The organism is Neorhizobium petrolearium (genome assembly GCF_017873175.1).
Taxonomy (GTDB): Bacteria; Pseudomonadota; Alphaproteobacteria; order Rhizobiales; family Rhizobiaceae; genus Neorhizobium; species Neorhizobium petrolearium.
Window position 1 is genome coordinate 26,398 of record NZ_JAGGJW010000013.1, and the last position, 23,363, is coordinate 49,760.

The 23,363-nt window shown below is 62.0% G+C and carries 16 protein-coding genes, 1 tRNA gene and 2 pseudogenes; 10 read left to right on the plus strand and 9 right to left on the minus strand.

The features are described 5' to 3' along the window. Nucleotides 1-6 precede the first annotated feature (6 nt). From J2046_RS23340 to J2046_RS34365, 5 genes and pseudogenes are all read right to left on the minus strand, one after another. Nucleotides 7-1,656, minus strand: a complete 1,650-nt coding sequence (locus tag J2046_RS23340) for a long-chain-fatty-acid--CoA ligase (RefSeq protein WP_210055978.1) — start codon at nt 1,654-1,656, stop codon at nt 7-9. A gap of 130 nt (nt 1,657-1,786) precedes the next feature. Then, nucleotides 1,787-3,547, minus strand: coding sequence for an acyl-CoA dehydrogenase C-terminal domain-containing protein (locus J2046_RS23345; RefSeq protein WP_210055980.1), 1,761 nt, complete (start codon nt 3,545-3,547; stop codon nt 1,787-1,789). A gap of 24 nt (nt 3,548-3,571) precedes the next feature. Further along, on the minus strand, nt 3,572-5,869 hold the full coding sequence (locus tag J2046_RS23350; RefSeq protein ID WP_210055982.1) for a 3-hydroxyacyl-CoA dehydrogenase/enoyl-CoA hydratase family protein: 2,298 nt from the start codon (nt 5,867-5,869) through the stop codon (nt 3,572-3,574). 2 nt (nt 5,870-5,871) lie between these two features. After that, nucleotides 5,872-6,993, minus strand: a complete 1,122-nt coding sequence (locus J2046_RS23355; RefSeq protein ID WP_210055983.1) for a thiolase family protein — start codon at nt 6,991-6,993, stop codon at nt 5,872-5,874. Between the two features lie 29 nt (nt 6,994-7,022). Further along, a pseudogene (locus J2046_RS34365) lies at nt 7,023-7,150 on the minus strand (4Fe-4S dicluster domain-containing protein); the annotation flags it as partial. Between the two features lie 247 nt (nt 7,151-7,397). Here J2046_RS34365 and J2046_RS23365 point away from each other — a divergent pair. Then, the gene (locus J2046_RS23365) at nt 7,398-8,024 is read left to right on the plus strand and encodes a TetR/AcrR family transcriptional regulator (protein ID WP_233470231.1); all 627 of its coding nucleotides are present in this window, start codon (nt 7,398-7,400) and stop codon (nt 8,022-8,024) included. A 303-nt stretch (nt 8,025-8,327) separates the two neighbouring features. Here J2046_RS23365 and J2046_RS23370 read toward each other — a convergent pair whose 3' ends face one another. The 3 genes from J2046_RS23370 to J2046_RS23380 form a co-directional block, all read right to left on the minus strand. Continuing rightward, nucleotides 8,328-9,206, minus strand: a complete 879-nt coding sequence (locus J2046_RS23370; RefSeq protein ID WP_411828546.1) for a DUF3313 domain-containing protein — start codon at nt 9,204-9,206, stop codon at nt 8,328-8,330. Between the two features lie 68 nt (nt 9,207-9,274). Continuing rightward, nucleotides 9,275-10,612 (minus strand): sensor histidine kinase, encoded by a 1,338-nt coding sequence (locus tag J2046_RS23375; protein WP_210055984.1) that lies wholly within the window; start codon nt 10,610-10,612, stop codon nt 9,275-9,277. Beyond that, nucleotides 10,612-11,283 (minus strand): response regulator transcription factor, encoded by a 672-nt coding sequence (locus tag J2046_RS23380; protein ID WP_210055985.1) that lies wholly within the window; start codon nt 11,281-11,283, stop codon nt 10,612-10,614. The genes J2046_RS23375 and J2046_RS23380 overlap by 1 nt, the downstream gene beginning before the upstream one ends. A 541-nt stretch (nt 11,284-11,824) precedes the next feature. Between J2046_RS23380 and fdnG the strand changes: the two genes are divergently transcribed. The 9 genes and pseudogenes from fdnG to J2046_RS23425 all read left to right on the plus strand — a co-directional run bounded on the left by fdnG (nt 11,825) and on the right by J2046_RS23425 (nt 22,196). Beyond that, on the plus strand, nt 11,825-14,914 hold the full coding sequence (gene fdnG / locus J2046_RS23385) for a formate dehydrogenase-N subunit alpha (RefSeq protein ID WP_210055986.1): 3,090 nt from the start codon (nt 11,825-11,827) through the stop codon (nt 14,912-14,914). Then, nucleotides 14,911-15,882, plus strand: a complete 972-nt coding sequence (fdxH, locus tag J2046_RS23390; RefSeq protein ID WP_325169779.1) for a formate dehydrogenase subunit beta — start codon at nt 14,911-14,913, stop codon at nt 15,880-15,882. The genes fdnG and fdxH overlap by 4 nt, the downstream gene beginning before the upstream one ends. Continuing rightward, complete coding sequence (locus J2046_RS23395) at nt 15,882-16,568, plus strand: formate dehydrogenase subunit gamma (protein ID WP_210055987.1); 687 nt, start codon at nt 15,882-15,884, stop codon at nt 16,566-16,568. The genes fdxH and J2046_RS23395 overlap by 1 nt, the downstream gene beginning before the upstream one ends. Nucleotides 16,569-16,658: 90 nt before the next feature. After that, nucleotides 16,659-17,579 carry a formate dehydrogenase accessory protein FdhE gene (fdhE, locus tag J2046_RS23400; protein WP_210055988.1) on the plus strand — a complete coding sequence of 307 codons (921 nt, stop codon included), beginning with the start codon at nt 16,659-16,661 and terminating at the stop codon, nt 17,577-17,579. Between the two features lie 4 nt (nt 17,580-17,583). Next, nucleotides 17,584-18,984 carry an L-seryl-tRNA(Sec) selenium transferase gene (selA, locus tag J2046_RS23405; RefSeq protein WP_210055989.1) on the plus strand — a complete coding sequence of 467 codons (1,401 nt, stop codon included), beginning with the start codon at nt 17,584-17,586 and terminating at the stop codon, nt 18,982-18,984. Then, nucleotides 18,971-19,765 (plus strand): tetratricopeptide repeat protein, encoded by a 795-nt coding sequence (locus tag J2046_RS23410; protein ID WP_210055990.1) that lies wholly within the window; start codon nt 18,971-18,973, stop codon nt 19,763-19,765. The genes selA and J2046_RS23410 overlap by 14 nt, the downstream gene beginning before the upstream one ends. Beyond that, a pseudogene (gene selB / locus J2046_RS23415) lies at nt 19,762-21,636 on the plus strand (selenocysteine-specific translation elongation factor); the annotation flags it as partial. The gene J2046_RS23410 and the pseudogene selB, both read left to right, overlap by 4 nt. A 66-nt stretch (nt 21,637-21,702) precedes the next feature. Beyond that, nucleotides 21,703-21,798 (plus strand) — tRNA-Sec (locus tag J2046_RS23420). A 14-nt stretch (nt 21,799-21,812) separates the two neighbouring features. After that, complete coding sequence (locus tag J2046_RS23425; RefSeq protein ID WP_210055993.1) at nt 21,813-22,196, plus strand: hypothetical protein; 384 nt, start codon at nt 21,813-21,815, stop codon at nt 22,194-22,196. Between the two features lie 46 nt (nt 22,197-22,242). Here J2046_RS23425 and J2046_RS23430 read toward each other — a convergent pair whose 3' ends face one another. Next, the gene (locus J2046_RS23430; RefSeq protein ID WP_210055995.1) at nt 22,243-23,313 is read right to left on the minus strand and encodes a transglutaminase-like domain-containing protein; all 1,071 of its coding nucleotides are present in this window, start codon (nt 23,311-23,313) and stop codon (nt 22,243-22,245) included. Between the last annotated feature and the right edge of the window lie 50 nt (nt 23,314-23,363).

Consider the following 23,363-nt stretch of genomic DNA (forward strand, 5'->3'; position numbering starts at 1 on the left):
TTCTCCTCAGCCGGCCAGCGTCCCGTCCGGTGAGCGCCTGGCGTATTCATCGAGAACGATCTGGCGGATTGCGGTCTTGAGCAGCTTGCCGGTTGCCGTATGCGGCAGTTCCTCGACCACGATCACGTCGTCGGGAATGCTCCACTTGGAGATCTTGCCGGTATAGACGTCGAGCATGTCGTGGCGGGTGAAGGTCTGGCCGGGCTTTACCACCACCACGAGGACCGGACGCTCGCCCCAGCGGGCGTCGGGGGCGGCGACCACGGCCGCTTCCTTGATCGCCGGATGAGCCTGCGCGATGTTTTCGAGCTCGATCGAGCTGATCCATTCGCCGCCGGATTTCACCACGTCCTTGGTGCGGTCGACGATCTGCACGAAGCCGTCCTCGTCCATGGTGATGACGTCGCCCGTGTCGAACCAGCCTTCGACGGCATGTGCGGGACTCTTTTCCGTATTGTAGTAGCCTGCCGCGACCCAGGGGCCGCGCACCAGCATGGCGCCGAAGGCCTTGCCATCGCGCGCCACCGGCTTGCCGTCGCTGCCGTCGATGCGGAATTCCATGCCGAACAGCGGGCGGCCCTGCTTGGCTTCGAGCATGAGCCTCTGCTCCGCTGAAAGCGACTGGTGCTTCGGAAGAAGCGTTGCCGCAAGCCCGATCGGGCTTGTTTCCGTCATGCCCCAGGCATGACGAACCGTAACCCCCATGTTGTGAAAGCGGCTGATCATGATCGGCGGCGAGGCGGATCCACCGATGGCGACGCGCTTCAGCGTAGAGAAACTTTGGCCATGGGCGTCCATCCAGTCGAGCAGACCGAGCCAGACCGTCGGCACGCCCGCGGTGAAGGTGATGCCCTCGCTTTCGAACAGTGAGTGCAGGCTAGCACCGTCGAGGTTCGGGCCGGGCATGACCAGCTTTGCGCCGACCATCGGGGCGGCAAAGGGCAGGCCCCAGGCATTGACATGGAACATCGGCACGACAGGCACCACGGCATCCGTGGCCGAGAGATTCAAGACATCGGGAAAGCTGATCGCCATGGCGTGCAGCACGCTGGAGCGGTGACTGTAGAGCACGCCCTTCGGATCGCCGGTGGTGCCTGAGGTGTAGCACAGGCCGGATGCGGTGTTCTCGTCGAACACCGGCCATTCAAATTCGTCGGGTTCGTCCGCAATTAGCGTCTCGTAGCAGACGAGGTTTGGCAGCACCTCCGACTTCGGCATATGCGCCTCGTCGGTCAGGATGACGACGGCCTTCAATGGTGTCAACCGGTCGGCCAGTGCTTCGAGGATCGGCAGGAAGGTGAGCTCGGAGAAGAGCACGCTGTCGCCGGCATGTTCGATGATGTAGCCGATCTGCTCGCGGAAGAGGCGCGGATTGATCGTGTGGCACACGAAGCCCGAACCGGAAACGCCGTAGTAAAGCTCCATGTGGCGGTAGCCGTTCCAGGCGAGCGTGCCCACCCGGTCTCCATGCTCAAGGCCGAGCTTCTTGAGCGCGTTGGCGAGCTTCTGGCTGCGCTTCGAAAGATCCGCATAGGTGTAGCGGTGGATCGGCCCCTCGACAGTCTTCGAAACCACTTCCGTACCGCCGTGATAGGTCGCTGCATGACGCAGGATCGACGACACGAGCAGCGGTGCATTCATCATCATGCCAAGCATGGTCTTCTCCTCCCGAGACAGAGTAATTCCAGCAAAAGTGTGAAGCGGTTTTGCGTCCGGAATTACGTAAAAACAAAAAGATAGAGCATTGAAGGCGACTCCGTTTTCGCCGGAAATGCTCTAATTTCAATCAGAACAGGTCGGCGTCGAGCGCCATGATGTCGGCGGCGCCGGCGCGGATGGTCGCGTCGAGCGCCACGGTCTGCGGCAGCAGCCGGGCCGCGAAGAAGCGGGCAAGCGCAAGCTTGCGCTGCTTCAGCGGCGTCGTTGCATCGGCCGCTGCCTTGTCGGCCATGCGCACCCAGAGCCAGCCGAAGCTCACCAGCGCGAAGAAGCGCAGGTAGTCGGTGGCGCTCGCTCCGGCCTCCACCGGATCGGCGCCCTTGGCCAGCAAGTCTTCCGTCAATTTCTCGAGCCGGGCAAGGGCCTCGATGACCGAGGCCTTCACGGCCTCGAGTTCGGAGCCCTTCGTTGCCGAAAGCTCGCTGCGCACCAGCGCGAAGAAGCCGCGCGCCACAGTGCCGTTTTCCATCGGCAGCTTGCGGCCGACGAGGTCCATGGCCTGGACGCCGTTGGTGCCCTCATAGATCTGGGCGATGCGGGCATCGCGCACATACTGCTCCATGCCCCATTCGCGGATATAGCCGTGGCCGCCGAACACCTGCTGCGACATGACGGCGATCTCGAAGCCGAAATCGGTGAAGGCGGCCTTCACCACCGGCGTCAGGAGCGCGACGAAGCCATCGGCCTTGCGGCGGGTGTCCGGATCGGGATGGCGGGCGGCGATGTCCATCTGCAGCGCGGTCCAGACGGCGAGCGCGCGGCCGGACTCGGTCAGCGATCGGCCGGTCAGGAGCATCTTGCGCACGTCGGCATGTTCGATGATCGGCACGGGACCGCGCGCACCATCGGCGGAGCGGCCCTGCAGGCGCTCGCGGGCGTAAGTGACGGCCTTCTGGTTGGCGGCTTCGCCGATGCCGAGACCCTGAATGCCGACGAACAGGCGTTCGGCATTCATCATCGTGAACATGGCGTTCAGGCCGCGGCCGGGTTCGCCCACCAGCCAGCCGATGGCGCCGTCATAGTTCATCACGCAGGTCGGCTGGGCGTGGATGCCCATCTTGTGCTCCAGCGAGCCGACCGACATGCGGTTGCGTTCGCCGAGCGAGCCGTCATCGTTGACGAGGAATTTCGGCGACAGGAACAGGCTGATGCCCTTCACGCCCTTCGGCGCGTCGGGCAGGCGGGCGAGCACCAGATGCACGATGTTGCCGCCGAAATCCTGATCGCCGGAGGAGATGAAGATCTTCGTCCCCTTGATGGCGTAGGAACCGTCGCCCACCGGCTCGGCGCGGGTGGTGAGCAGTCCGAGATCAGTGCCGGCGGAGGATTCGGTGAGCGCCATCGCGCCCGTCCATTCGCCGGAAATCATCTTCGGCAGATACGTCTGCTTCAACTCGTCGCTCGCATGATCGGCGATCGCCTCGACCGCGCCGCGGGTCAACCCCGGGAACAGGCCGAAGGAGAGGTTGGCGGAAGACAGCATCTCGTCCAGCAGGATCTGCAGCACGCGCGGCAGGCCCTGTCCGCCGAATTCCGGATCGCCTGATAGCCCGCCCCAGCCGGCCTCGACGAAGGCCTTGTAGGCATCGGCCACGCCCTTCGGCGTTGTCACCAGTCCGTTTTCCAGCTTGCAGCCTTCCTCGTCGCCGGGGCGGTTGAGCGGTTCGAGGATTTCGGCGCAGAACTTGCCACCTTCTTCGAGAACGCTTGTTGCGAGTTCCGCATTGACCTCTTCAAAGCCGGGAAGGGCGGCCATCTGCGCGTCGAAGTCGAAGACCTCGCCGAGCAGGAAGGAGATGTCGTCGACGGGAGGGATATAGGCTGCCATGGGAGTTTCCTTGCCTTTTCTTGTTCAGTTGCGCAGCGGCTTGCCGGTCGCCAGCATGTGCCTGACGCGGTCCACGGTTGCGGGTGTCGCGAGCAGGTCGACGAAGGCCTCGCGCTCCAGCGCAATCACATCGTCTTCCGTGAGCGGTTTCAGCGGATCGGCGGAAGGGCCGCCGGTCAGAACATTGGCAAGCGCACGCCCGACTACCCCGTCATGCGCGGTGGTCCGGCCGGCGAGCGCTTCGCCTTCGATGACGTTGTGGATCGCGGAAGCGCCGGACGGTCCGGACATGGCGATCACGGGCGGTTCCGGCGCGACATAGCCTTCGGCGAGCGAAAGCGCCCTTGCCTTGGCGTCGGCGATCAGCCGGCTGCGGTTCATGGTGATGCCGTCGGTGGCCCTGAGGTAACCGAGGTTGCGGGCATCGAAGGCGCTCGCCGAAACCTTGGCGGGCGCGATCAGGCTGAAGGCGGCAATCGCAGGCGCGACTGGCCCGCGCAGGGCGGTGGTGGAGGCCGAGAAGCGCAGCATCATTTCCTTGCAGCCGCCCCAGCCCGGCACGACGCCGATGCGGGTTTCGACGAGGCCGATGGAAAGCTCCGCATGGGCCTGGATGGCATCGCAGTGGAGCAGGATCTCGCAGCCGCCGCCGAGCGCCAGCCCGGCTGCCGCGCCGACCACCGGGAAGGGGGCGTATTTCACCGCCTTGAAGGTGCGGTGGCCATGGTCGATGAAGGCGCTGAGCGCCTCGCGACCGCCCTTTTCCACCGTATCAAGGAAGACGCGCAGGTCGGCGCCCGCGCTGAACACGGCAGCATCGCTGCCTATCACCAGCGCCCCGAAATCCTTTGCCGTCCGTTCGACCGCCTTGTTGATGGCGTCGAGCAAGGCGGGATTGTAGGTATTCATCTTGGTGCGGAATTCGAGGCAGGCGACGCCATCGCCAAGATCCCAGAGGCTCGCCGCACCCCAGTCCTCGACCGGCTTGCCGGCGAGCTTGAGGTCGGAAATGAGCAGCACGCCGTCACCCTTGGCAATGGGCTCGACCTTGCCGTCAGGCAGGAGGTTGGCGCGCTTGCCATCGACGACCGAATAGAAGCCGCCCTTTTCGGCCGCAAGCGAGAGGTAGGCGGGGACAGTAACGCCACGCGCTTCGAGCCGCACCTTCAGCCAGCCGGCGCCGAGCCGATCGATCAGCTCGAACGGACCCTGCTTCCAGCCGTAGCCGGTGCGCATGGCCTCATCCACGGCATCCGGTGTGTCGGCGATTTCCGGCACCAGCGATGCGGCATAGGCGATCGCCTTTTCCATGACGACGGAGGCATAGCGGCCACCGAGGCCTGCATGCTCCATCAGTGCGCGCGGATCGCCGCCCGAGGCGTCGAGGCTTTCGGAGGAAACCGCCTTCTGCGGCCGGTAGTCGCCGGTCTTGAGATCGGTCACGTCGCGCGACTTGCGGTCGGGCGAGAGGCGCACGAAACCCGCGCCGCTTTTGCGGCCGAGACGGTTTTCCGCGATCATGCGGGCAATCAGCGCCGGTTCGGCGTCATAGTCCTTCACTGCGTCGCCTTCAGGCGTTGCGTTCTGCAGGCTGCGCAGGATGGTCGGCATCAGGTCGATGCCGACGAGATCCAGCAGGCCGAAGATGCCGGTCGACGGAATGCCGAAAGGCTTGCCGATGATGGCATCGGCTTCCTCGACGTCGAGGCCGAGTTCGATGGCTTCGTTCTGCGCCACGACCATCCAGTAATTGCCGATGCGGTTGCCGATGAAGCCGGGCGCGTCCTTGCAGACGACGACGCTCTTGCCGAGGCCGCGATCCGCGAAGTCACGGATCGTCGCGGTTACTTGCGGATTGGTCGCCTTGCCCGAGACGAGTTCCAGCAGCCTCATGATGCGCGGAGGATTGAAGAAATGGGTGATGAGGAAGTCGGCGGCGAAACCTTCCGGCAGACCATCGATCAGCGAATGCAGCGGAATGGTCGAGGTGTTGGAGGAGACGATGGAACCCTTCTTCCTGACACCGTCGACGGCACGGTAAAGCGTCTGCTTGATCTCCAGCTTCTCCGCGACGGCCTCGACGATCCAGTCGGCGTCGGCGATCAGCGCGAGGTCGTCCTTTGTGGAGCCGGTGGTGATGCGCGTTGCGAATGCCGGGTCCATGAAGCCGTTGGCCTTGAGCTGGCGGGCGACGCCGCCATCGGCGAACTTCCTCTCCATGTCGAGCAGCACCACGTCGAGCCCCGCATTGGCGAGATGGGCGGCGATGCCTGAACCCATGACGCCCGCGCCGATGACGGCGGCTTTCCTGATCTCGGCCATTGTTATGCGGCCTCCAGAACCATGGCGATGCCCTGACCGCCGCCGATGCACTGGGTGGCGAGGCCTTGGCGTCCGCCGTCGCGCTTCAAAAGCAGAGAGGCCTTGCCGACGAGCCGGGCGCCGGTGGCGCCCAGCGGATGGCCGAGCGCGATCGCGCCGCCGTCGCGGTTCAGGCGGGCGGGATCGATATCGAGGTCGCGGCAGCAGGAGAGAACCTGCACGGCGAAGGCTTCGTTCATCTCGATCACGTCGAGATCACCTGCGGAAATGCCGGCGCGCTTCAGCGCCTTGCGGCTGGCCTCGACCGGGCCGATGCCCATGATCTCGGGCGCGCAGCCGGAGATGGCATATCCCGAGATGCGGGCAAGGGGCTTAAGGTTATGGCGCTTCACGAAGTCTTCCGAGCAGACCAGCGTCGCGGATGCGCCGTCGGTGAGCGGCGAGGAGTTGCCGGCCGTGACCGAGCCGCCAGCCTTGAAGGCGGTCTTGAGGCCCGCGAGCTTTTCGGCGTCGGTTTCGCGCGGGCAGCCATCGGCGGTGACATCGCCGATCGGGGTGATCTCGGCGGCGAGCCTTCCGTCGGCGCGGGCGGCGAGTGCCTTCTTCTGGCTCTCCAGCGAATAGGCGTCCTGTTCCTCGCGCGAGATGGCGTAGCGGTCGGCGAGGTTTTCGGCGGTGAAGCCCATGTTGAGGAAGGCGATGCGCTGGGCGTCGCTCCAAGCCGGGTTCGGCATGGGGTTGAAGCCCATCATCGGCACGCGGCTCATGCTTTCCACGCCGCCCGCGACGAAGGCGTCACCCGCGCCCATGGCAATCGCGCCGGCAGCCATCTGGATCGCCTGCATGGACGAGCCGCACCAGCGGTTGACGGTGGAGCCGCCGACCGACTGCGGCAGGCCGGCGATCAGTCCCGCGCAGCGGGCGATGTTGAGGCCCTGTTCGCCTTCCGCGAAGGCGCAGCCGAGGTTCACATCCTCGATTTCGGCCGGGTCGATACCGGAGCGGCCGACGAGCGCCTTGATGACGGCGGCTGCGAGATCATCCGGGCGTACGCCGGCAAGCGCGCCGCGATAGGCGGGCGCAAAGGGGCTGCGCAGGTAATCGACGATGTAGATTGCGGTCATGGTCTTTTCTTTCCTGTCCGGAACGGGCGTCACATGTTGGGATAGTTCGGGCCACCGCCGCCTTCGGGCGGGACCCAGGTGATATTCTGCGACGGATCCCGTGATGTCGCAGGTCTTGAAGCACGCAGTTTTGTTCGTTGATCGCTGAATGGGGATCAGTCCTCGCCTACTCGTCGACGTCGGCCGGATACCGGGGCCGAGCCGGTTCGGGTGCTGCTCAAGTTTTCCTCCTCCATCTGACAGTGATATCTGTATCAAACGATTGTTACAATTCGCAAGTGCGAAAATCGGCGTGACTGCGGCGGAGCCCTGTGGAGAGCTTTTCGCACGACATTTGGGAAAAGCGCGTGTCTGCGTTAAGAGCGTGACGAGAGCAATGCCTGCAATAAGATGACGAGAGAGCAATGACCGACGAGAGCAGCCGGGAAGCAGCAGCGGCGCCGCGAAGCCGGTTGGCCGATGCTTTGAAGGAAAGCGATCTGAGCCAGCGGCATCGCGACATCCTGGAAGCCGCTGCGGCCCTCTTTGCCGAGCGCGGCTATGCCGCGACCTCGGTTCGCGATATCGGCGAGCGGGTGGGGCTGCTCGGCGGCTCGCTCTATCACTACATCAAGTCAAAGGAAGCGTTGTTCGTCCGCATCCACGATATTGCGCTGCAAGTGGCCGGGGATCGCATTCTTGCCGCCGTTTCAAAGCTCTCCGATCCCTGGGAGCGGCTGGAAGCGGCTTGCGTTACGATGCTGGAGATTCAGCTCGATCCGAATTCGCTCACCATGCCGCTGATGAACGACTTCGCCTCCGCGCCGCCGGAGATCCGTGAGCGGCTGGTAGAAAAGCGCGATGCCTTCGAGTTGATTTTCCGCGATCTGATAGCAGACCTGCCGCTCGATTCATCACTCGATCGCGGTATCTATCGCCTCTTGCTACTCACGCTGCTCAATAATGTCAGCGGCTGGTACAGGCGAGGCCGGATGACACCGGAGCAGATCGGCCGCCAGATCGTCCGAATCTTCCACCATGATGGTGACTAAAGGAAAGCTGTCCGAAGCGAGGCTGGAGAATTCCGTCCGCACGCCTCTTCCATTGCGGTGCCGGTGATCGTGTCCGGAACAACGGTCGCTTGCGTTTCGATGATCTGGATCCGGTCTGCCATGACTCTTAAAGAGGCTGTGGTGCGGTATATCGGCCCGTTGTCCGAGATTGCGAAACGGATCGCCAAAAGCGCCGTTGCCGGTTAGGCGGATCGAGGAGACGGGTTGCGAGTTCAGCGGCGATGGCACTTGGCCAATTGTGATTTGATACGCCTCCGCACCGCCGCCTGCGTGTATGATCGGTCAATGTGTCACGATCGGTTTGGGCTTCTTCTCGGTCCATTGCGGCGGCGCGCCATATTTGGAGGCCACGGCTCCGATCAGGCCAGGTGCCCGGCCGAAGGCATCGCAGGCGGCATATTTAGGCTTGCCACCAAACCAGGATTGCATGCGCTGCCTGGACGGGAGCGAGATATCCAATCCCTTCGGTTCCTTGCCGGCGATCAGCACTCGCGAGAAGTCGCTCGCAAACTTCGTCGCCAGACCATAGGCGTCGCCGACTTCGGAAACGCGCGGGTTGTTCTGAATCGAGTTCGCCCCGCGCGCCCACAACATCGCGGCGCTCTGGACGCCATTGCTATCCACCGCTTCAGCTTCGACGGCCAATCCTCCGAGGCCGAAAGGCAGGCGTGGCACGCTGACGGGCAGGATGAAGCCTGTCCCGACACTGACGACAGTCGCAGCGCCCGCCATCGCCTTGTTGGTTGGAACAATGTCAGCGACGACCGAGCGGACCGTCAGATCGGCTGGTTCACCGGCTGAGACCATTTGATATTTATCGCTCAGCGATACACAAAGCGCCCGGTCGAGAGCGTTCGACACCAATGCGCGATCGGTCTCCGATTTGATCCGCACCGCGGCGTCGAAGGAGAAGGTTGTCGGCACGATCCGAACCGTCTTCACCCGGGCGAGCTGTTGCCCATCGACATAGAGCCGCTTCTTGGCAATCGTCCCCTTGGGAGGGCCGAGATTGCTGTAGGAGGTCAGCGTTCCGGTCTCCTTTATGGGCACCGAAGTGCATCCGCTGATCACCATGGCCACGAGCAGTGCCAGACACGCGAATAAAGACGATCTCGGCGGGTTGTGGAAAAATCGGCGAAATGGATGGGGGTTGCTGTGCACGCTCTCTGGCCTCCGTCGGTGATACTGGGAGGACAGTGCGAGCGAAGAATTGCCGCAGCATTACGAACTCAAAGCTGCATTGCGACCTGCGTTCCCGCAGAGCTGCTTTTCATGCTGACCCGGCCCCCGTGATTGGCAACGACCTGCTTCACCAGGCTCAGACCAAGGCCCGCGCCTGTGCTCTTGGGGGTGACGCGATAGAACGGTTCGAAAACGAGTTCCTGATGTTCAGCCGGTATGCCAGGCCCTTCATCGGCCACATCGATCCGCCCGTCGGCCGAGACCGAAACCGTGATCATTCCGGCATTGCCTCCGTGGTCGATCGCGTTGCGAACGAGATTGCTGACCGCTCTCGACAATGCGGAAGAATTGCCTCTGCGTGTGAGGCTTTCCACCTCACTCTGAAAGGAAATCTGGTACCCGGCCGTGATTGCCAAGGGCGCAAGGTCCGCCACGACTGTTCGAGCATTGTCGACAAGATCGACCACTTCGTGCAAATCCGTCGCTTGATCGTTACGCTCGAAATCGAGGAGCTGCTCAGCAGTCTCAGCTAGGCGCGCCACGTCTTGCAACAACCGCCTGCGTTCCTGGCCTTCGGACATTCCATCGATCCGCGTCTGCATGATGGCGATCGGCGTCCTGAGCTCATGTGCCGCATCGATCAGGAAGCGTTGGCGTTTCCTGAATTCACTCTCAAGCCGTTCAAGCGCATCGTTGAATGCGATCACCAGCGGAGTGACCTCCTTTGGGATGCCATCCACCGGAAGGCGTGTTCCCGGCCGACGCGGCTCGATCTGCGATGCCTTTCGAGCGACGTCGCTCACACGCGCAAGGGCGCGGCCCACAATTCGAGGAACGGCAAGAAAGATCGCAGGCAGGGCAAGCGCGAGCAACGAAATGTAGATCGGGTAGGCCCTGCTCAGAAGGGCGAGGACGGGCCAGCCCTTGTCCGCGACGCCGCCAAACAGAATTCTAACTTCACCCACTGCCGCTTCGGCGGTTTCGACAGTTGCGATCTCGTTTGTCATTGCGGACCCCCGTATGTCCGCGTCATCGAACAGATGAACCAGGCGGGCGAGTTCGGCATAGGCAGGGGGGATGGCGCCATAGGATACGAAAGCGCCATCCGTGGTGGCCGCGACATACCATAGCTGGCCGTTCTGCTCCTTCAGCGCCTTGAGCTCCAGCGTTTCCCGCAGCTCCAGATGTCCCTGTCCATCGCGTGCCGCAGCCCCGGCTATCACCGAGCCAATCGTTTCCTCCATGGCGATGTTCGGCGACATGATGGTGGTGGCCCAGATGCAAAGACCGATGATCACTGCGGCGATCACGGCGATGATGACGAGATTGAGCTGCCAACTCAGCTTCCACCATAAGGATGGGTTAGGCCTGTTTGCAGCGCGCATTATTCTTCCTTCAGCAGATAGCCGACGCCTCGGATGTTGTGGATCGTCACACCGGCACCGGCATCCAGCAGTCGCTTCCGCAATCGGGAAATATGCGCATCGAGCGCATTGGATTGGATCTCTTCCTCATAATTGTAGACTGCAGCCTCAAGCGTCGGCCGAAGGACCGTTTTGTCCTTCCGCTTGGCGAGCGTCACCAGAACCAGGAGCTCGCGCCTTGGAAGATCGAGCGGCATCGAGTCTATCGTGACATTCAGATGCAGGGAATCAATCATCATCCGACCGGCGGCGATGCCGGGCTCTGCGAGACTGGACGGCCTTCGAAGGACCGCACGCAAACGCGCCAAAAGCTCTTCGACAAGGAAGGGCTTGCCGAGATAGTCGTCGGCGCCGGTCTCCAATCCCTCGACGCGTTCCAATGGTTCATTCCTTGCCGTCAGCACGATGATCGGTGTGTCGGTTCCCGACCGCCTTAATTTAGGAATGAGCGTCAGCCCTTCGCCATCGGGCAGGCGGCGGTCCAGCAGGATTGCGTCATAGGGATGCTGGCGCGTCAATTCGATGGCATCAGCGAGATGCATTGTATGGTCGGTGACAATACCGTGCTTGTTCAGCGCCGCCGACAGCGCATTTGCCAGCTCCTTCTCGTCCTCCAGCAGCAGAATTCTCATCGCCCTTGGCCCTCTCGTCCTGTCCTTGTCCGCTGCGAAGGTTGCAGCAGCATTACGGAGCTTGAAAGGCAGTCAGGTAATGCCGCTGCAATTGTCGAAGCTTACCAGACAAGGCATCCGCCCACCGGACGTCGGCGTCGGTGGCTCGCAATAGCGAATTTCTATGGTCTGGAAAAACAGTGATCTATCTCGAACCTATTCTGCGCTTCGTGGTCAGGTATTTCCTGTCAGCCATTATATTGGGCGCGCTTTTGGGAGGGCCGCTCGCCATCCTGCTCATGAAATGGAGTTCGATCAAAGCGCTCGGATGATCCCGTTTTCATCCCTCCGCGATCTTGTCCGTGCCCGTTGCTATTTCGAAAGCCGGGCCACGATGCAACTCAGCCTTTACGACGGGTCCGGCCACTTCGGCGATCAACGTCTCCCGGGATAGAATCGCGTGAAGACTGATCAAATTTTATAAGCTATAATCGTGACTTGACTTCATAATACCTGAACATACAGTTTCAACTGGTCATATCTCGAATGGAGGAGGCTACCCATGAATGTCGACCTCTCGCGGCGCAGCTTTCTGAAGCTGGCTGGAGCAGGTGTAGCGGCAACGTCCCTCGGTGCGATGGGTTTTGGCGAGGCTGAAGCCGCCGAAGCCGCGCATGTCCGGCCTTTCAAGCTGACGACGACCACCGAAACGCGCAACACCTGTCCGTACTGTTCCGTCGCTTGCGGCGTCATCATTTATTCGAAGGGCGACCTTCGCAAGGGTGAGGCTGCCGACATTGTCCATATCGAAGGCGATGCCGATCATCCGACCAACCGCGGTACGCTCTGTCCCAAGGGGGCGGCGCTCAAGGATTTCGTGAAGTCCCCGACCCGCCTCAAATACCCGATGCACCGCAAGCCGGGTTCGGACAAGTTCGAGCGCATCTCCTGGGATGAGGCGTTCGATCGCATTGCGCGCCTGATGAAGGATGACCGCGACGCCAATTTCGTAGCGACGAATGCCGCGGGTGTTCCGGTCAATCGCTGGACGACCGTCGGCATGCTGGCTGCGTCGGCGACCACCAATGAAACGGCCTGGGCGACCTTCAAGTTCGCCAAGGGGCTGGGAATAGTCGGTTTCGACAATCAGGCACGCGTCTGACACGGCCCTACGGTGGCGAGTCTCGCCCCAACTTTTGGCCGTGGAGCAATGACCAACTCCTGGACCGACATCAAGAATACCGACCTCGTCGTCGTCATGGGCGGCAATGCGGCCGAAGCGCATCCTTGCGGCTTCAAATGGGTGACCGAGGCCAAGGCCAATCGCGGCGCCAAACTGATCGTGGTCGATCCGCGCTATACCCGTACGGCGTCGGTTTCGGACTACTATGCCCCCATCCGCCAGGGAACCGATATCGCCTTCCTGAACGGAGTGATGAAATACTGCATCGACAACGACAAGGTGCAGTGGGAATACATGAAGGCGTTCACCAACGCCTCCTACATCGTCAAGGACGGCTTCGGCTACAAGGATGGCCTCTTCACGGGCTATGATCCGGAAAAGCGCGACTATGACAAGTCGACCTGGGATTATGTGCTCGGCGATGACGGCTTCGTCACGACCGACCCGACGCTTCAGAACCCGCGTTGCGTCTGGAATCTGCTGAAAGAGCACCTGGCCCCCTACACACCGGAAATGGTCGAACGGATCTGCGGCACGCCGAAGGATAAATTCCTGAAGGTCGCTGAGATGATCTCGGAATGCTCATCTCCGACGAAGACCATGACGTCGATGTATGCACTCGGCTGGACGCAGCACTCCTATGGCTCGCAGAATATCCGAGCCATGGCCATGCTGCAGCTCATTCTCGGCAATATCGGGGTGCGTGGCGGCGGCATGAATGCGCTTCGTGGCCACTCCAACATCCAGGGTTTGACCGACCTCGGCCTGATGTCGCATCTACTCACCGGCTATCTGACGATGCCGACTGAAAAGGACGTGGATTTCACGACCTATATGTCGACCCGTCAGTTCAAGCCGTTGCGCCCCGGCCAGACAAGCTATTGGCAGAACTACAGGAAGTTCATGGTCTCCTTCCAGAAGGCCATGTGGGGCGATGCTGCGCGCGCCGATAACGACTGGGCCTTCAACTACATCCCCAAGCTCGACGTGCCGTCCTATGATGTGCTCCGCATGTTCGAACTGATGTATCAAGGCAAGGTCAACGGCTACATCTGCCAAGGTTTCAACCCGCTTCTTGCCTTCCCCAACCGGGACAAGAACACCGAGGCGCTGTCAAAGCTCAAATGGCTCATCACCATGGACCCGCTTGAAACCGAGACGGCGCGGTTCTGGGAAAACCACGGCGACTTTAATCCCGTCGATACGGTCTCGATCCAGACCGAGGTCTTCCAGCTGCCCACGACCTGCTTTGCCGAAGAAGACGGTTCGCTCACCAATTCGGGCCGGTGGCTGCAATGGCACTGGGCGGGCGGAACTCCCCCCGGTGAAGCACAGCACGACACCTACATCATCGCCCAGATATTCCTGAGGATGCGGGAGTTGTATCGCAAGGAAGGGGGTGCCTTCCCCGATCCGATCCTGAACATGTCTTGGGATTATGCTGATCCGAACGAGCCGACTGCGGAGGAACTGGCGAAGGAAATCAACGGTCGTGCGCTGACCGACCTCATGGACCCGACCGATCCGACGAAGGTCCAGGTTGCCGCAGGCAAGCAGGTGTTGAACTTCTCGCAATTGCGCGACGACGGATCGACGATGTGCGGCTGCTGGATCTATTCCGGCAACTTCAACGAGCAGGGCAACAACATGGCCCGGCGCGACAACCACGATCCGGACGACACAGGCGCCTATCTCGGCTGGTCCTTTGCCTGGCCTCTCAATCGCCGCACGCTCTACAATCGCGCTTCAGCCGATCTGCAGGGCAGGCCGTGGGATCCGAGCCGCAAGCTGCTCGAATGGGACGGTTCGAAATGGACGGGCTACGATATCCCCGACATCGCGCCGACGGCCAAGCCGGAGGATGTCGGTCCCTTCATCATGAACCAGGAGGGAACCGCGCGTCTGTTCACGCGCGGAATGATGCGCGATGGTCCGTTCCCGGCGCATATGGAGCCTTTCGAGTCTCCGGTCGCCAACGTCTTCAATCCGGAGATGCGGGGCAATCCCGTCAGCCGTGTGTTTGAGACGGACGTGGCGCAGATGGGGCTTTCGGACGAGTTTCCTTATGCGGCGACCTCCTACCGGCTCACAGAGCACTTCCATTACTGGACCAAGCACAACCGCGTGAACTCGGCACTGCAGCCGGAATTCTTCGTCGAAATCTCCGAGGAACTTGCCAAGGAGAAGAACATCGGGAATGGCGGTTGGGTCCGGGTCTGGTCGAAACGCGGTTCGGTCAAGGCAAAGGCGGTGGTGACGAAGCGCATCCGGCCGCTCATGTGCGACGGCAAGCCGGTTCACGTGGTGGGTATCCCGCTTCATTGGGGTTTCACCGGTTCAGCGAAGAAGGGCTTCGGTCCGAATTCGCTGGCGCCCTTCGTCGGTGACGCCAACATCGAAACGCCGGAATACAAGGCGTTCCTCGTCAATATCGAGCCATCGACGGCACCGCAGGAGGCTACAGTATGATGGACAGTCCTCGCACCGCCGTCAGCAATCCTCCGGTCCAGCCGATGGAAAGCAACCTCACCGAGCGGGACCTCATCCGCCGCTCGGCCACCAGCGAGCTGCCGACGCCTGAGCGGCAGCTCACACCAGTCGCCAAGCTGATCGATGTCTCCAAGTGCATCGGCTGCAAGGCCTGCCAGTCCGCCTGCGTGGAGTGGAACGATACGCATCCGGAAATCGGTGCAAACGTGGGGTATTATACGAACCCCCACGATCTCACCGAGGACATGTTCACGCTCATGCGCTTCACGGAATGGGTCAATCCCGAGACCGACAATCTCGAATGGCTCATCCGCAAAGACGGCTGCATGCATTGCGCGGATCCCGGTTGTCTCAAGGCCTGTCCGGCTCCGGGTGCGATCGTGCAGTATTCAAATGGCATCGTGGATTTCGTCCACGAGAACTGCATAGGCTGCGGCTATTGCATCAAGGGCTGTCCCTTCAACATTCCGCGTATCTCCAAGGTGGATCACCGTGCCTACAAATGCACCCTCTGTTCCGACCGCGTCGCGGTAGGCCAGGGGCCAGCCTGCGCCAAGGCATGTCCGACACAGGCGATCGTGTTCGGCACAAAGGAGGATATGAAGAAGCACGCGGACGACCGCATCGCCGACCTCAAATCCCGTGGTTACGCGAATGCCGGGCTCTACGATCCGCCAGGGGTTGGCGGCACGCACGTGATGTATGTCCTGCATCACAATGACAAGCCGCATATCTATGCCGACCTGCCAGACGACCCCAAGATTTCCGGCGTGGTGCAGGCCTGGAAAGGCGTGACCAAATATACCGGCCTTGCGGCAATGGGGCTCGTGGCCGCCGGCGCGATCCTTCACGGTGTCTTCGGCCGGGCCAATCGCGTACAGCCAGAAGACGAGGAAAATGCCGAAAAGCTCGTCGATAGCGCCGCGGGCCATAGGGAGGATGCCTGATGAGCGAACCGTGGGATGTTGAATCCGATGATGCCATTCATCGCGGACCACCAGTCACCGTCGATCGTTATGGGCGGGGCAAGCGCGTCAATCACTGGATCACGGCCTGCAGCCTGATCCTGCTTCTGCTCTCTGGAATGGCTCTGTTTCACCCGTCGCTGTTCTTCCTCACCGGGCTTTTCGGCGGGGGGCAGAACACCCGTATGCTGCATCCCTGGATCGGTGTGGTGCTCTTCGTCAGCTTCTACATCTTCTTCTTCCAGCTTTGGAAGGCCAACCTCTTCACCAAGGCGGACATGGGGTGGTTCACGGGTATCCGTGACGTGATCGGCGGACACGAGGAGCGTCTTCCCGAGATGGGCAAATACAATGCCGGCCAGAAAGTGATCTTCTGGGCGATGGCCTTGCTCATCATCGCCTTGATCGCCACCGGCATCCTCATATGGGATCAATACTTCTATGATTACACGTCGATCGAGACGAAGCGCTTCGCGGTTCTGATCCATGCCGTGTCGGCCGTGCTCATCATCTGCGTGTTCATTGTTCATGTCTATGCGGCGATTTGGACCCGCGGAACCATTCGTGCGATGACGCGCGGTTCGGTCACTGGCGGATGGGCCTGGCGCCACCACCGCAAGTGGCTCAGGGAACTGGCTGGACGCGGGCGAATTGATCCTGCAGAATAGTCATGGAAGCGCATTCCGAAAAGCGTGACGCGGTTTTCGGCAATATGCGTGACAGAACAAGAGCTGTGGCCGGTCGGCCCGCGAGGTGAAATGTCCGTATCCCCAGTACAGCCCGATCCTTCGATGATCGGTGGTGTTTCCAAGGCTCCGTTTGCCTTGATGCCCAACCCGGTGCGCCTCTTCAGGGAGCGCGCCAATCGTTTCGAGGTTCTCGCCGAAGGCAGTCGACTCGCTCCCTATCTCAAATTCCTGGCAGGAATCGCACAGATCCAGAGCGAGCTGGCATCCACCCTGTCTCCGCTTGAGCCGATCCCCGCCGATCAGGTAGAGCGAGCGCGTGCGAATGCCATGCCACCGATCGATCGTTTGGCGATGGCCTCGTCACCGGATTGCCGGCAGGTGCTTCAGCAATTTTTGGAACGGATGGAAGGATTGGAGAAGCCTCCTGTCGCCGCAGAAGCGCTTGCGCAGGTTCGCGCTGCCGACGATGAGACATTGAGCTGGATGATCGGTAATGTCGTGGCCGACAACCTGCCGGTCGAAAGCCTGGCTCATCATCTTTACATTGCTGCGGCGATCCAGATCCACGCGGCGCGCCTCGCCGCCGGCCTTGATGGAAGCAGGCTCGTGCCGATCCGCATCGGCGTCTGTCCCACCTGCGGCGGCAAACCTGTCGCTTCCATGGTCATCGGTTTCCATGGAGCGGAAGGTGCACGCTATGCCTGCTGTTCCTCATGCACCACGATGTGGAACGAAGTTCGCATCAAATGTCTTGCCTGCGGCTCCACCAAAGGCATTGGCTACCGCGCCGTCGAAACCGGCGATGAAGAGGCGACCATCAAGGCGGAGGTCTGCGACAGTTGCAACAGCTGGATAAAGATTCTCTACCAGAACAAGAATCCTTCGCTCGAAGTCGTCGCTGACGATGTCGCAAGCCTCGGACTCGACCTGTTGATGAAGGACACCGAATACAAGCGTGCAGGTTTCGATCCATTCCTGATGGGCTACTGATCCGATGTCGGGACCTGCCGATCTGCGAGCCTTGCCCTCCGTCGATCAGATGCTGAAAGCGCCGGCCGCTTCGCCGCTTGTCGAGCGGCATGGCCGGACCGTGGTGACGGACGAGCTGCGCACGGTACTCGGCGAAATCCGCATTGCCGTGCGCGGTGGCGGTGTATTGCCCGATGAGGAAGGCATCCTCGCCTCTTTGGTGAGCCGCCTCGACTATCGAGACCGCTCCAACCTTCGCCCGCTCTTCAACCTGACCGGTACCGTGCTGCACACCAATCTCGGTCGGGCGCTACTTGCCGAGGAGGCGATTGCGGCCGCGATCGACGCCATGCGGGAAGCAGCAGCATTGGAATTCGACCTCGACACCGGCCGGCGCGGCGAGCGCGACAGTCATCTGCGTGAACTGCTTTGCGAACTGACGGGTGCGGAAGATGCGACTGTCGTCAACAACAATGCCGCGGCTGTTCTCATCGCGCTCAATGCCATCGGCGCTGGGCGTCAGGCGATCGTCTCGCGCGGCGAACTGATCGAGATCGGTGGCGCCTTCCGCATGCCGGATATCATGGAGCGCGCCGGCGTAGATCTCGTCGAGGTCGGCACGACCAACCGCACCCATGCGAAGGATTATATCAAGGCGATCAGTCCCGAAACGGCCCTGATCCTCAAGGTGCATACGTCGAACTACCGAATCGAAGGGTTCACCAAGGAAGTTCCGGGTGCCGAGCTTGCGGCAATCGCCCATGAGGCGGGAGTGCCGCTCCTCAACGATCTGGGTTCGGGCACATTGGTCGACCTGTCCCGCTACGGTCTCGGCAAGGAGCCGACGGTGCGCGAGGCGGTTGCCGAGGGTGCCGATCTGGTCACGTTCTCGGGCGACAAGCTGCTCGGTGGTCCGCAGGCGGGTTTCATCGTGGGCCGTAGGGACCTTATCGCCGAGATCAACCGCAACCCGCTGAAGCGGGTGCTACGTGTCGACAAGATCCGTATCGCAGCCATGGTGGCGACCTTGAAGCTTTACCGAGATCCGGATCGACTGGCCTCTCGCCTGCCGACGCTTCGCATGCTGTCGCGGCGGGAACCGGAGGTGCGGTCGCAGGCGGAGCAGCTGGCTCCGCAAGTGGAAGCGCTTCTGGCACGCAACGGTTACGCGGTGGAGGTCTGCCGTTGTGCGAGCCAGATCGGTTCGGGCGCGCTTCCGGTGGATACGATCCCGAGCGCAGGACTCAGGATCACGGCGTCCAGCGGAAGTGCGCTTGAGGCGCTGGCCACCTTGTTCCGGTCTCTCTCCCGCCCGATCCTGGGGCGGCTGCAGGACGGCGCGCTGATCCTCGACCTGCGCTGCTTGTCCGATGACGCTGCGCTTCTGGAAAGCCTGTCCGAGGGCACTGGCCATGCGGTGGTTTGATCGTATTCGAGGCCGCAAGTCCGGGGCGGCGCCTGAGGCCGATCCGATGGCCGAGGCGCTGGCAGCAGCCAAATCAGGAGACTATGAAACGGCGTTGCGGATCTGGGAGCCTTTGGCGCGTGCCGGCGTGGCGCGTGCGCAGAACAATATCGGCGCCTGTTTCGCCGAAGGGCTCGGTGTGCCCAGGGATCGTGAACTGGCGCTCAAATGGCTGGAATTAGCCGCCGATGCCGGCGATCCGGTCGGAGAGCGCAACTACGCCGCCTTCCACATGCAAGGGCTCAGCGGCACCGACGCCGATTATGGCATCGCAGCCGAATACTACCGGCGCGCGGCCGAAAGAGGTGATGCGCCGGCCCAGGACATGCTGAGCTGGATGCTGCTGGAAGGCGAGGTCATGACCGCCGATCCGGCCGAAGCGCGGCGCTGGGCGGAAAGTGCCGCGAAAGCCGGCATCGCGTCTTCGATGACGCGGCTCGGTATGTTGTATCATAATGCGCTCGGCGTCCAGCGCGATCCCGAAAAGGCCGTCCATTGGTGGCGGAAGGGGGCGGAAAGGGGGGATGCCGATGCGCAGGCGATGCTGGGGGCGGCTTGCCACATGGGAGCCGGGACCACGCGCAATGGGGTCGAAGCCCTGGCCTGGCTGATCCGGGCGACGAACGCGGGCAGCGCGCTGGCAAAGCCCTTCATCGGGCCGGCTCGCGACAGGCTTTCGCCAACGGAAATCCAGGAAGCGGAACGCCGTGCCGCAGAGCCGTTTTCGAAGGAGGCGTCATGATCGTCGGCACGGCGGGGCATATCGACCATGGCAAGACAACGCTCGTCAAGGCATTGACCGGCGTCGATACCGATCGCCTCAAGGAAGAGAAGGCACGGGGTATCACCATCGATCTCGGCTTCGCGTATGCCCGTTTCGGAGAGGAAGCCGTTACCGGCTTCGTCGATGTACCCGGCCATGAACGTTTCATCCATACCATGCTCGCCGGTGCCGGTGGTATCGACTATGCCTTGCTGGTCGTTGCGGCGGACGACGGCATCAAGCCGCAGACGCTCGAACATCTGGCAATCCTCGATTTGCTCGGCATCTCTCGCGGGCTCGTCGCGATCACCAAGGCAGACCTTGCCGATCCTGCCCGCCTTGAGGGCCTGACGGCGGAAATACGGGGAATGCTCTCGTCGACGAGCCTCAGGGAGGCCGAGATACTTCCCGTTTCCGCAACGACCGGACAGGGGATTGAGCTGTTGAAGGAACGGCTGGCGGTGGCCGAAGGGGCGACGATCGCATCGAGTGTCGATGGTCGCTTCCGGCTCGCTGTTGATCGCTGTTTCACGCTTCCGGGGACCGGTACAGTGGTCACCGGGACCGTGTTTTCGGGTTCCGTCGGCATCGGCGATCAGGTTGTGGTGTCACCATCGGGCCTTACTGCGCGCATACGATCTCTTCATGCCCAGAACCAGCAGGCCCAGCGCGGCTTTGCCGGACAGCGTTGCGCTCTCAATCTGGCGGGAGAAGAGATTTCCAGGGATGCCATCACCCGCGGCGACATGACCGTCGATCCCTATCTGCATGCGCCGGCCGATCGCATCGATGCGGAGCTTTCGGTGCTTGAAAGCGAGCCGAAGCCGATCGGCGAATGGTTTTCCGCCCGTTTCCATCACGGCAGCGCCGAGGCCGGCGTCCGCATCGTGCCGCTCGAAAATCCGGTGCCGCCGGGCGGGAGTGGTAGGGTCCAACTCGTCCTTGACCGTCCGATCGCTGCGGCTATCGGCGACCGCTTCATCCTGCGGGATGTTTCGGCGCAGCGCACGATCGGCGGCGGGCGGCTTGTCGATCTCAGGGCCCCCTTGCGCAAGCGGCGGTCTCCCGAGCGACTGGAGTTCCTGAAAGCGGCCTCCCTGCCTCGTGCCGGTGGTGCGCTTGCGGCTTTGCTCGACGTTCCGCCTTTTCTGGTCGAACTCGATGTCTTTGCCCGCGACAGGGCCTTGTCGGAAGAGGAATTGCAGGCCGCGATCAGGTTCGCGGCGGCCGAGGTCATCGAAAGTGCTTCGGCACGTTATGCGCTCTCGGCAAACAAACGTGCTGGCTTTTCCGATGACATTCAGCGGGTGCTGACCGCTTTCCATGCGGAGAATCCCGATCTGCAGGGGATTGGCCGCGAGCGCCTGCGGCTGCAGGTGACGCCACGGCTTCCGGCGCCAGCCTTTCTGGTGACGCTCCGGGCCGAGCAGGCGCTGGGACGCCTGGTGCTGGAAGGCGCGTTCGTGCGGCTGCCCGGGCATGAAGTCCGGCTGAGTGAAAAGGAAGAGGAACTCTATGCGCAGATCCTCCCGCATCTCGAGGGGGAGGAAAGGTTCCGTCCGCCTCGCGTGCGCGATTTCTCCGAAATGCTTGGCGTCGACGAACGGGAGGTCCGTCGCGTCCTGAAGCTCTGTGTGCGGCTTGGCCGCGTCGACGAGATCCGGCATGACCACTTCTTCACCCGTCAGACGACGGCAGAAATGGTCGAGATCATCAAGGATGTCGCGGCCAATGCGGAGCGGGGGGAATTTTCCGCAGGTCTCTTCCGCGACCGCGTCAACAACGGTAGAAAGGTCGCGATCGAAATCCTCGAGTTTTTCGATCGTCAAGGGGTGACGCTTCGGCGCGGTGATATCCGTCGCGTCAATCCGCACAGGCTCGACCTCTATGGCGGGCCTGCTCCTGAGGCAGTTGAAGGAAGAGATTCGTCCCCGGTGGGGCGTCCGGACTTCAAATCCGGGTGGGGCAGCGAGGCTGTCTTGGGTGGGTTCGACTCCCATTCTCTTCCGCCATCAGGAGGCCGTTCGTGATCCTCAAGTCCCAGGAAACCGACTTCGACGATTGGGTGGTCGCGACTTACGGAGAGGTGGGATCTTTCACCATGCTCTTCGTACTGGTACGGGTCGGAGAGACCAGCGTCGATCTGCTGCGTTCGGCCTATCTTCACGTCGTCGGAGACGAGCTGCGCTGGCCGGACATGATGCAGTTTTTCAGCAGCGCCGGCGTCGAATGGTCTGGCGTCGTCTTCTATCGGGCTGGCCGAGAAGGTCTCGTGGAGGACCGGGAGGCCAAAGCGAGGCTTTCCTCGCTGGTCCGCAAGCTCAACGAGGACCGATCCCTGATCCGTGATGGAGAGTTCTTCAACGCCGATGGGTTGAGGCTGACGATCGAGGAAATCCAGCCGCACTGAGCCGGTCGCTGGTGGTTCACCTTGCGCGCGATCGCCAATCCGATATTCAGGCTGTCACCTCTTTCGAGGTGATGGAATAGGCGAAGGTCTTCGGGCTGAGGCAATCCAGTTCGCCACGCGAGGTGATCGCGGCAGGGTACATCAGGAAGCCCTGCTGCAGGTCTCCTCCGGGCAGAACGAAATCCCGGGCCGTGTTGTATCCCACCCAGTTCATTTCCCAGTTGCCATAGGCCTTTTCGCGGAAAGCCCGGACGGAGGGATTGTCGAGCGGCAGGTTTTCCTCGAGCACGACCTTGCGGACGTCCGCCGGATCGACCGCGACCCAGCCATGGGCGTCGAGATAGACTTCGGCGCGACAGTGTTGCGCTTTGGTAACGTCGCCGGAACGGCCGAGGCTCTTGAAATCTGCCGAATCGGCAACTCGGATGCCGAACACGTCGCGGGCGGGCAGGCCGGCGGCACGTGCCAGCGCTACGAACAGGCTGGAAATGTCGGCGCACTTGCCGCCGAAATAGCCGCTTTCCAGCATGTCCTTGACATTGCCGACACCGCAGCCATCGATGTTGGCATCGCGAAAGGTATTGTCGATCACCCAGTCATAGATCGCCCGGGCGCGATCCTCTGGGCGGTCGCGCCCCTCGACGATGCGCATCGCGGTCGTCTTGACGATGCCGTCCACCGGCATGCTGGGCGTGCCGCGCAACTCGTGTTCGAGTTCCTCCGCCGTTGCGGAAACCCGGTCCGTAGTAGCGCGATTGCGGGTGGCGACGCGCTGAATCACGTCGATCGTACGCTGCGGCTCGCCGCTCCAAGTGACATGAAGGATGTCAGCATTGGAGGCAGGATCCTTCTCGATGCGGATGTCGCTGCTATTCGATTCCCAACGCGGCATCTCCGCCTTCTGGTAATCACCGGCGGACTGGATGACCGGCAGCCAGAGTTGCGCCGGGCCTTCAGTCCGCTGGAGGTCGATCTTGGTGGAAACGTCGAAAGTGCGCCAACCGGCATCGGTCCGAGTGGTTTCCTCGGCACGGGCCTCCGCCGCTCCTCGTGTGATCCAGGCGGTCGCCAGGGTAGCAGTCGCGGCGTTTGTCAGAAATCGGCGGCGGTTCAGCATGATCCAAACTCCCGTTTGATCGCGGCACGATCACTCGCTCCCCGAGAAGC

Coding starts and splice junctions, on each gene's coding strand:
- J2046_RS23395 (WP_210055987.1), top strand. CDS start 15,882: ATGAGCGAACCGTGGGATGTTGAATCCGATGATGCCATTCATCGCGGA.
- J2046_RS23365 (WP_233470231.1), top strand. CDS start 7,398: ATGACCGACGAGAGCAGCCGGGAAGCAGCAGCGGCGCCGCGAAGCCGG.
- J2046_RS23350 (WP_210055982.1), bottom strand. CDS start 5,869: ATGGCCGAGATCAGGAAAGCCGCCGTCATCGGCGCGGGCGTCATGGGT.
- J2046_RS23410 (WP_210055990.1), top strand. CDS start 18,971: ATGCGGTGGTTTGATCGTATTCGAGGCCGCAAGTCCGGGGCGGCGCCT.
- J2046_RS23375 (WP_210055984.1), bottom strand. CDS start 10,612: ATGCGCGCTGCAAACAGGCCTAACCCATCCTTATGGTGGAAGCTGAGT.
- fdhE (WP_210055988.1), top strand. CDS start 16,659: ATGTCCGTATCCCCAGTACAGCCCGATCCTTCGATGATCGGTGGTGTT.
- J2046_RS23355 (WP_210055983.1), bottom strand. CDS start 6,993: ATGACCGCAATCTACATCGTCGATTACCTGCGCAGCCCCTTTGCGCCC.
- J2046_RS23380 (WP_210055985.1), bottom strand. CDS start 11,283: ATGAGAATTCTGCTGCTGGAGGACGAGAAGGAGCTGGCAAATGCGCTG.
- J2046_RS23340 (WP_210055978.1), bottom strand. CDS start 1,656: ATGCTTGGCATGATGATGAATGCACCGCTGCTCGTGTCGTCGATCCTG.
- J2046_RS23430 (WP_210055995.1), bottom strand. CDS start 23,313: ATGCTGAACCGCCGCCGATTTCTGACAAACGCCGCGACTGCTACCCTG.
- fdxH (WP_325169779.1), top strand. CDS start 14,911: ATGATGGACAGTCCTCGCACCGCCGTCAGCAATCCTCCGGTCCAGCCG.
- J2046_RS23345 (WP_210055980.1), bottom strand. CDS start 3,547: ATGGCAGCCTATATCCCTCCCGTCGACGACATCTCCTTCCTGCTCGGC.
- selA (WP_210055989.1), top strand. CDS start 17,584: ATGTCGGGACCTGCCGATCTGCGAGCCTTGCCCTCCGTCGATCAGATG.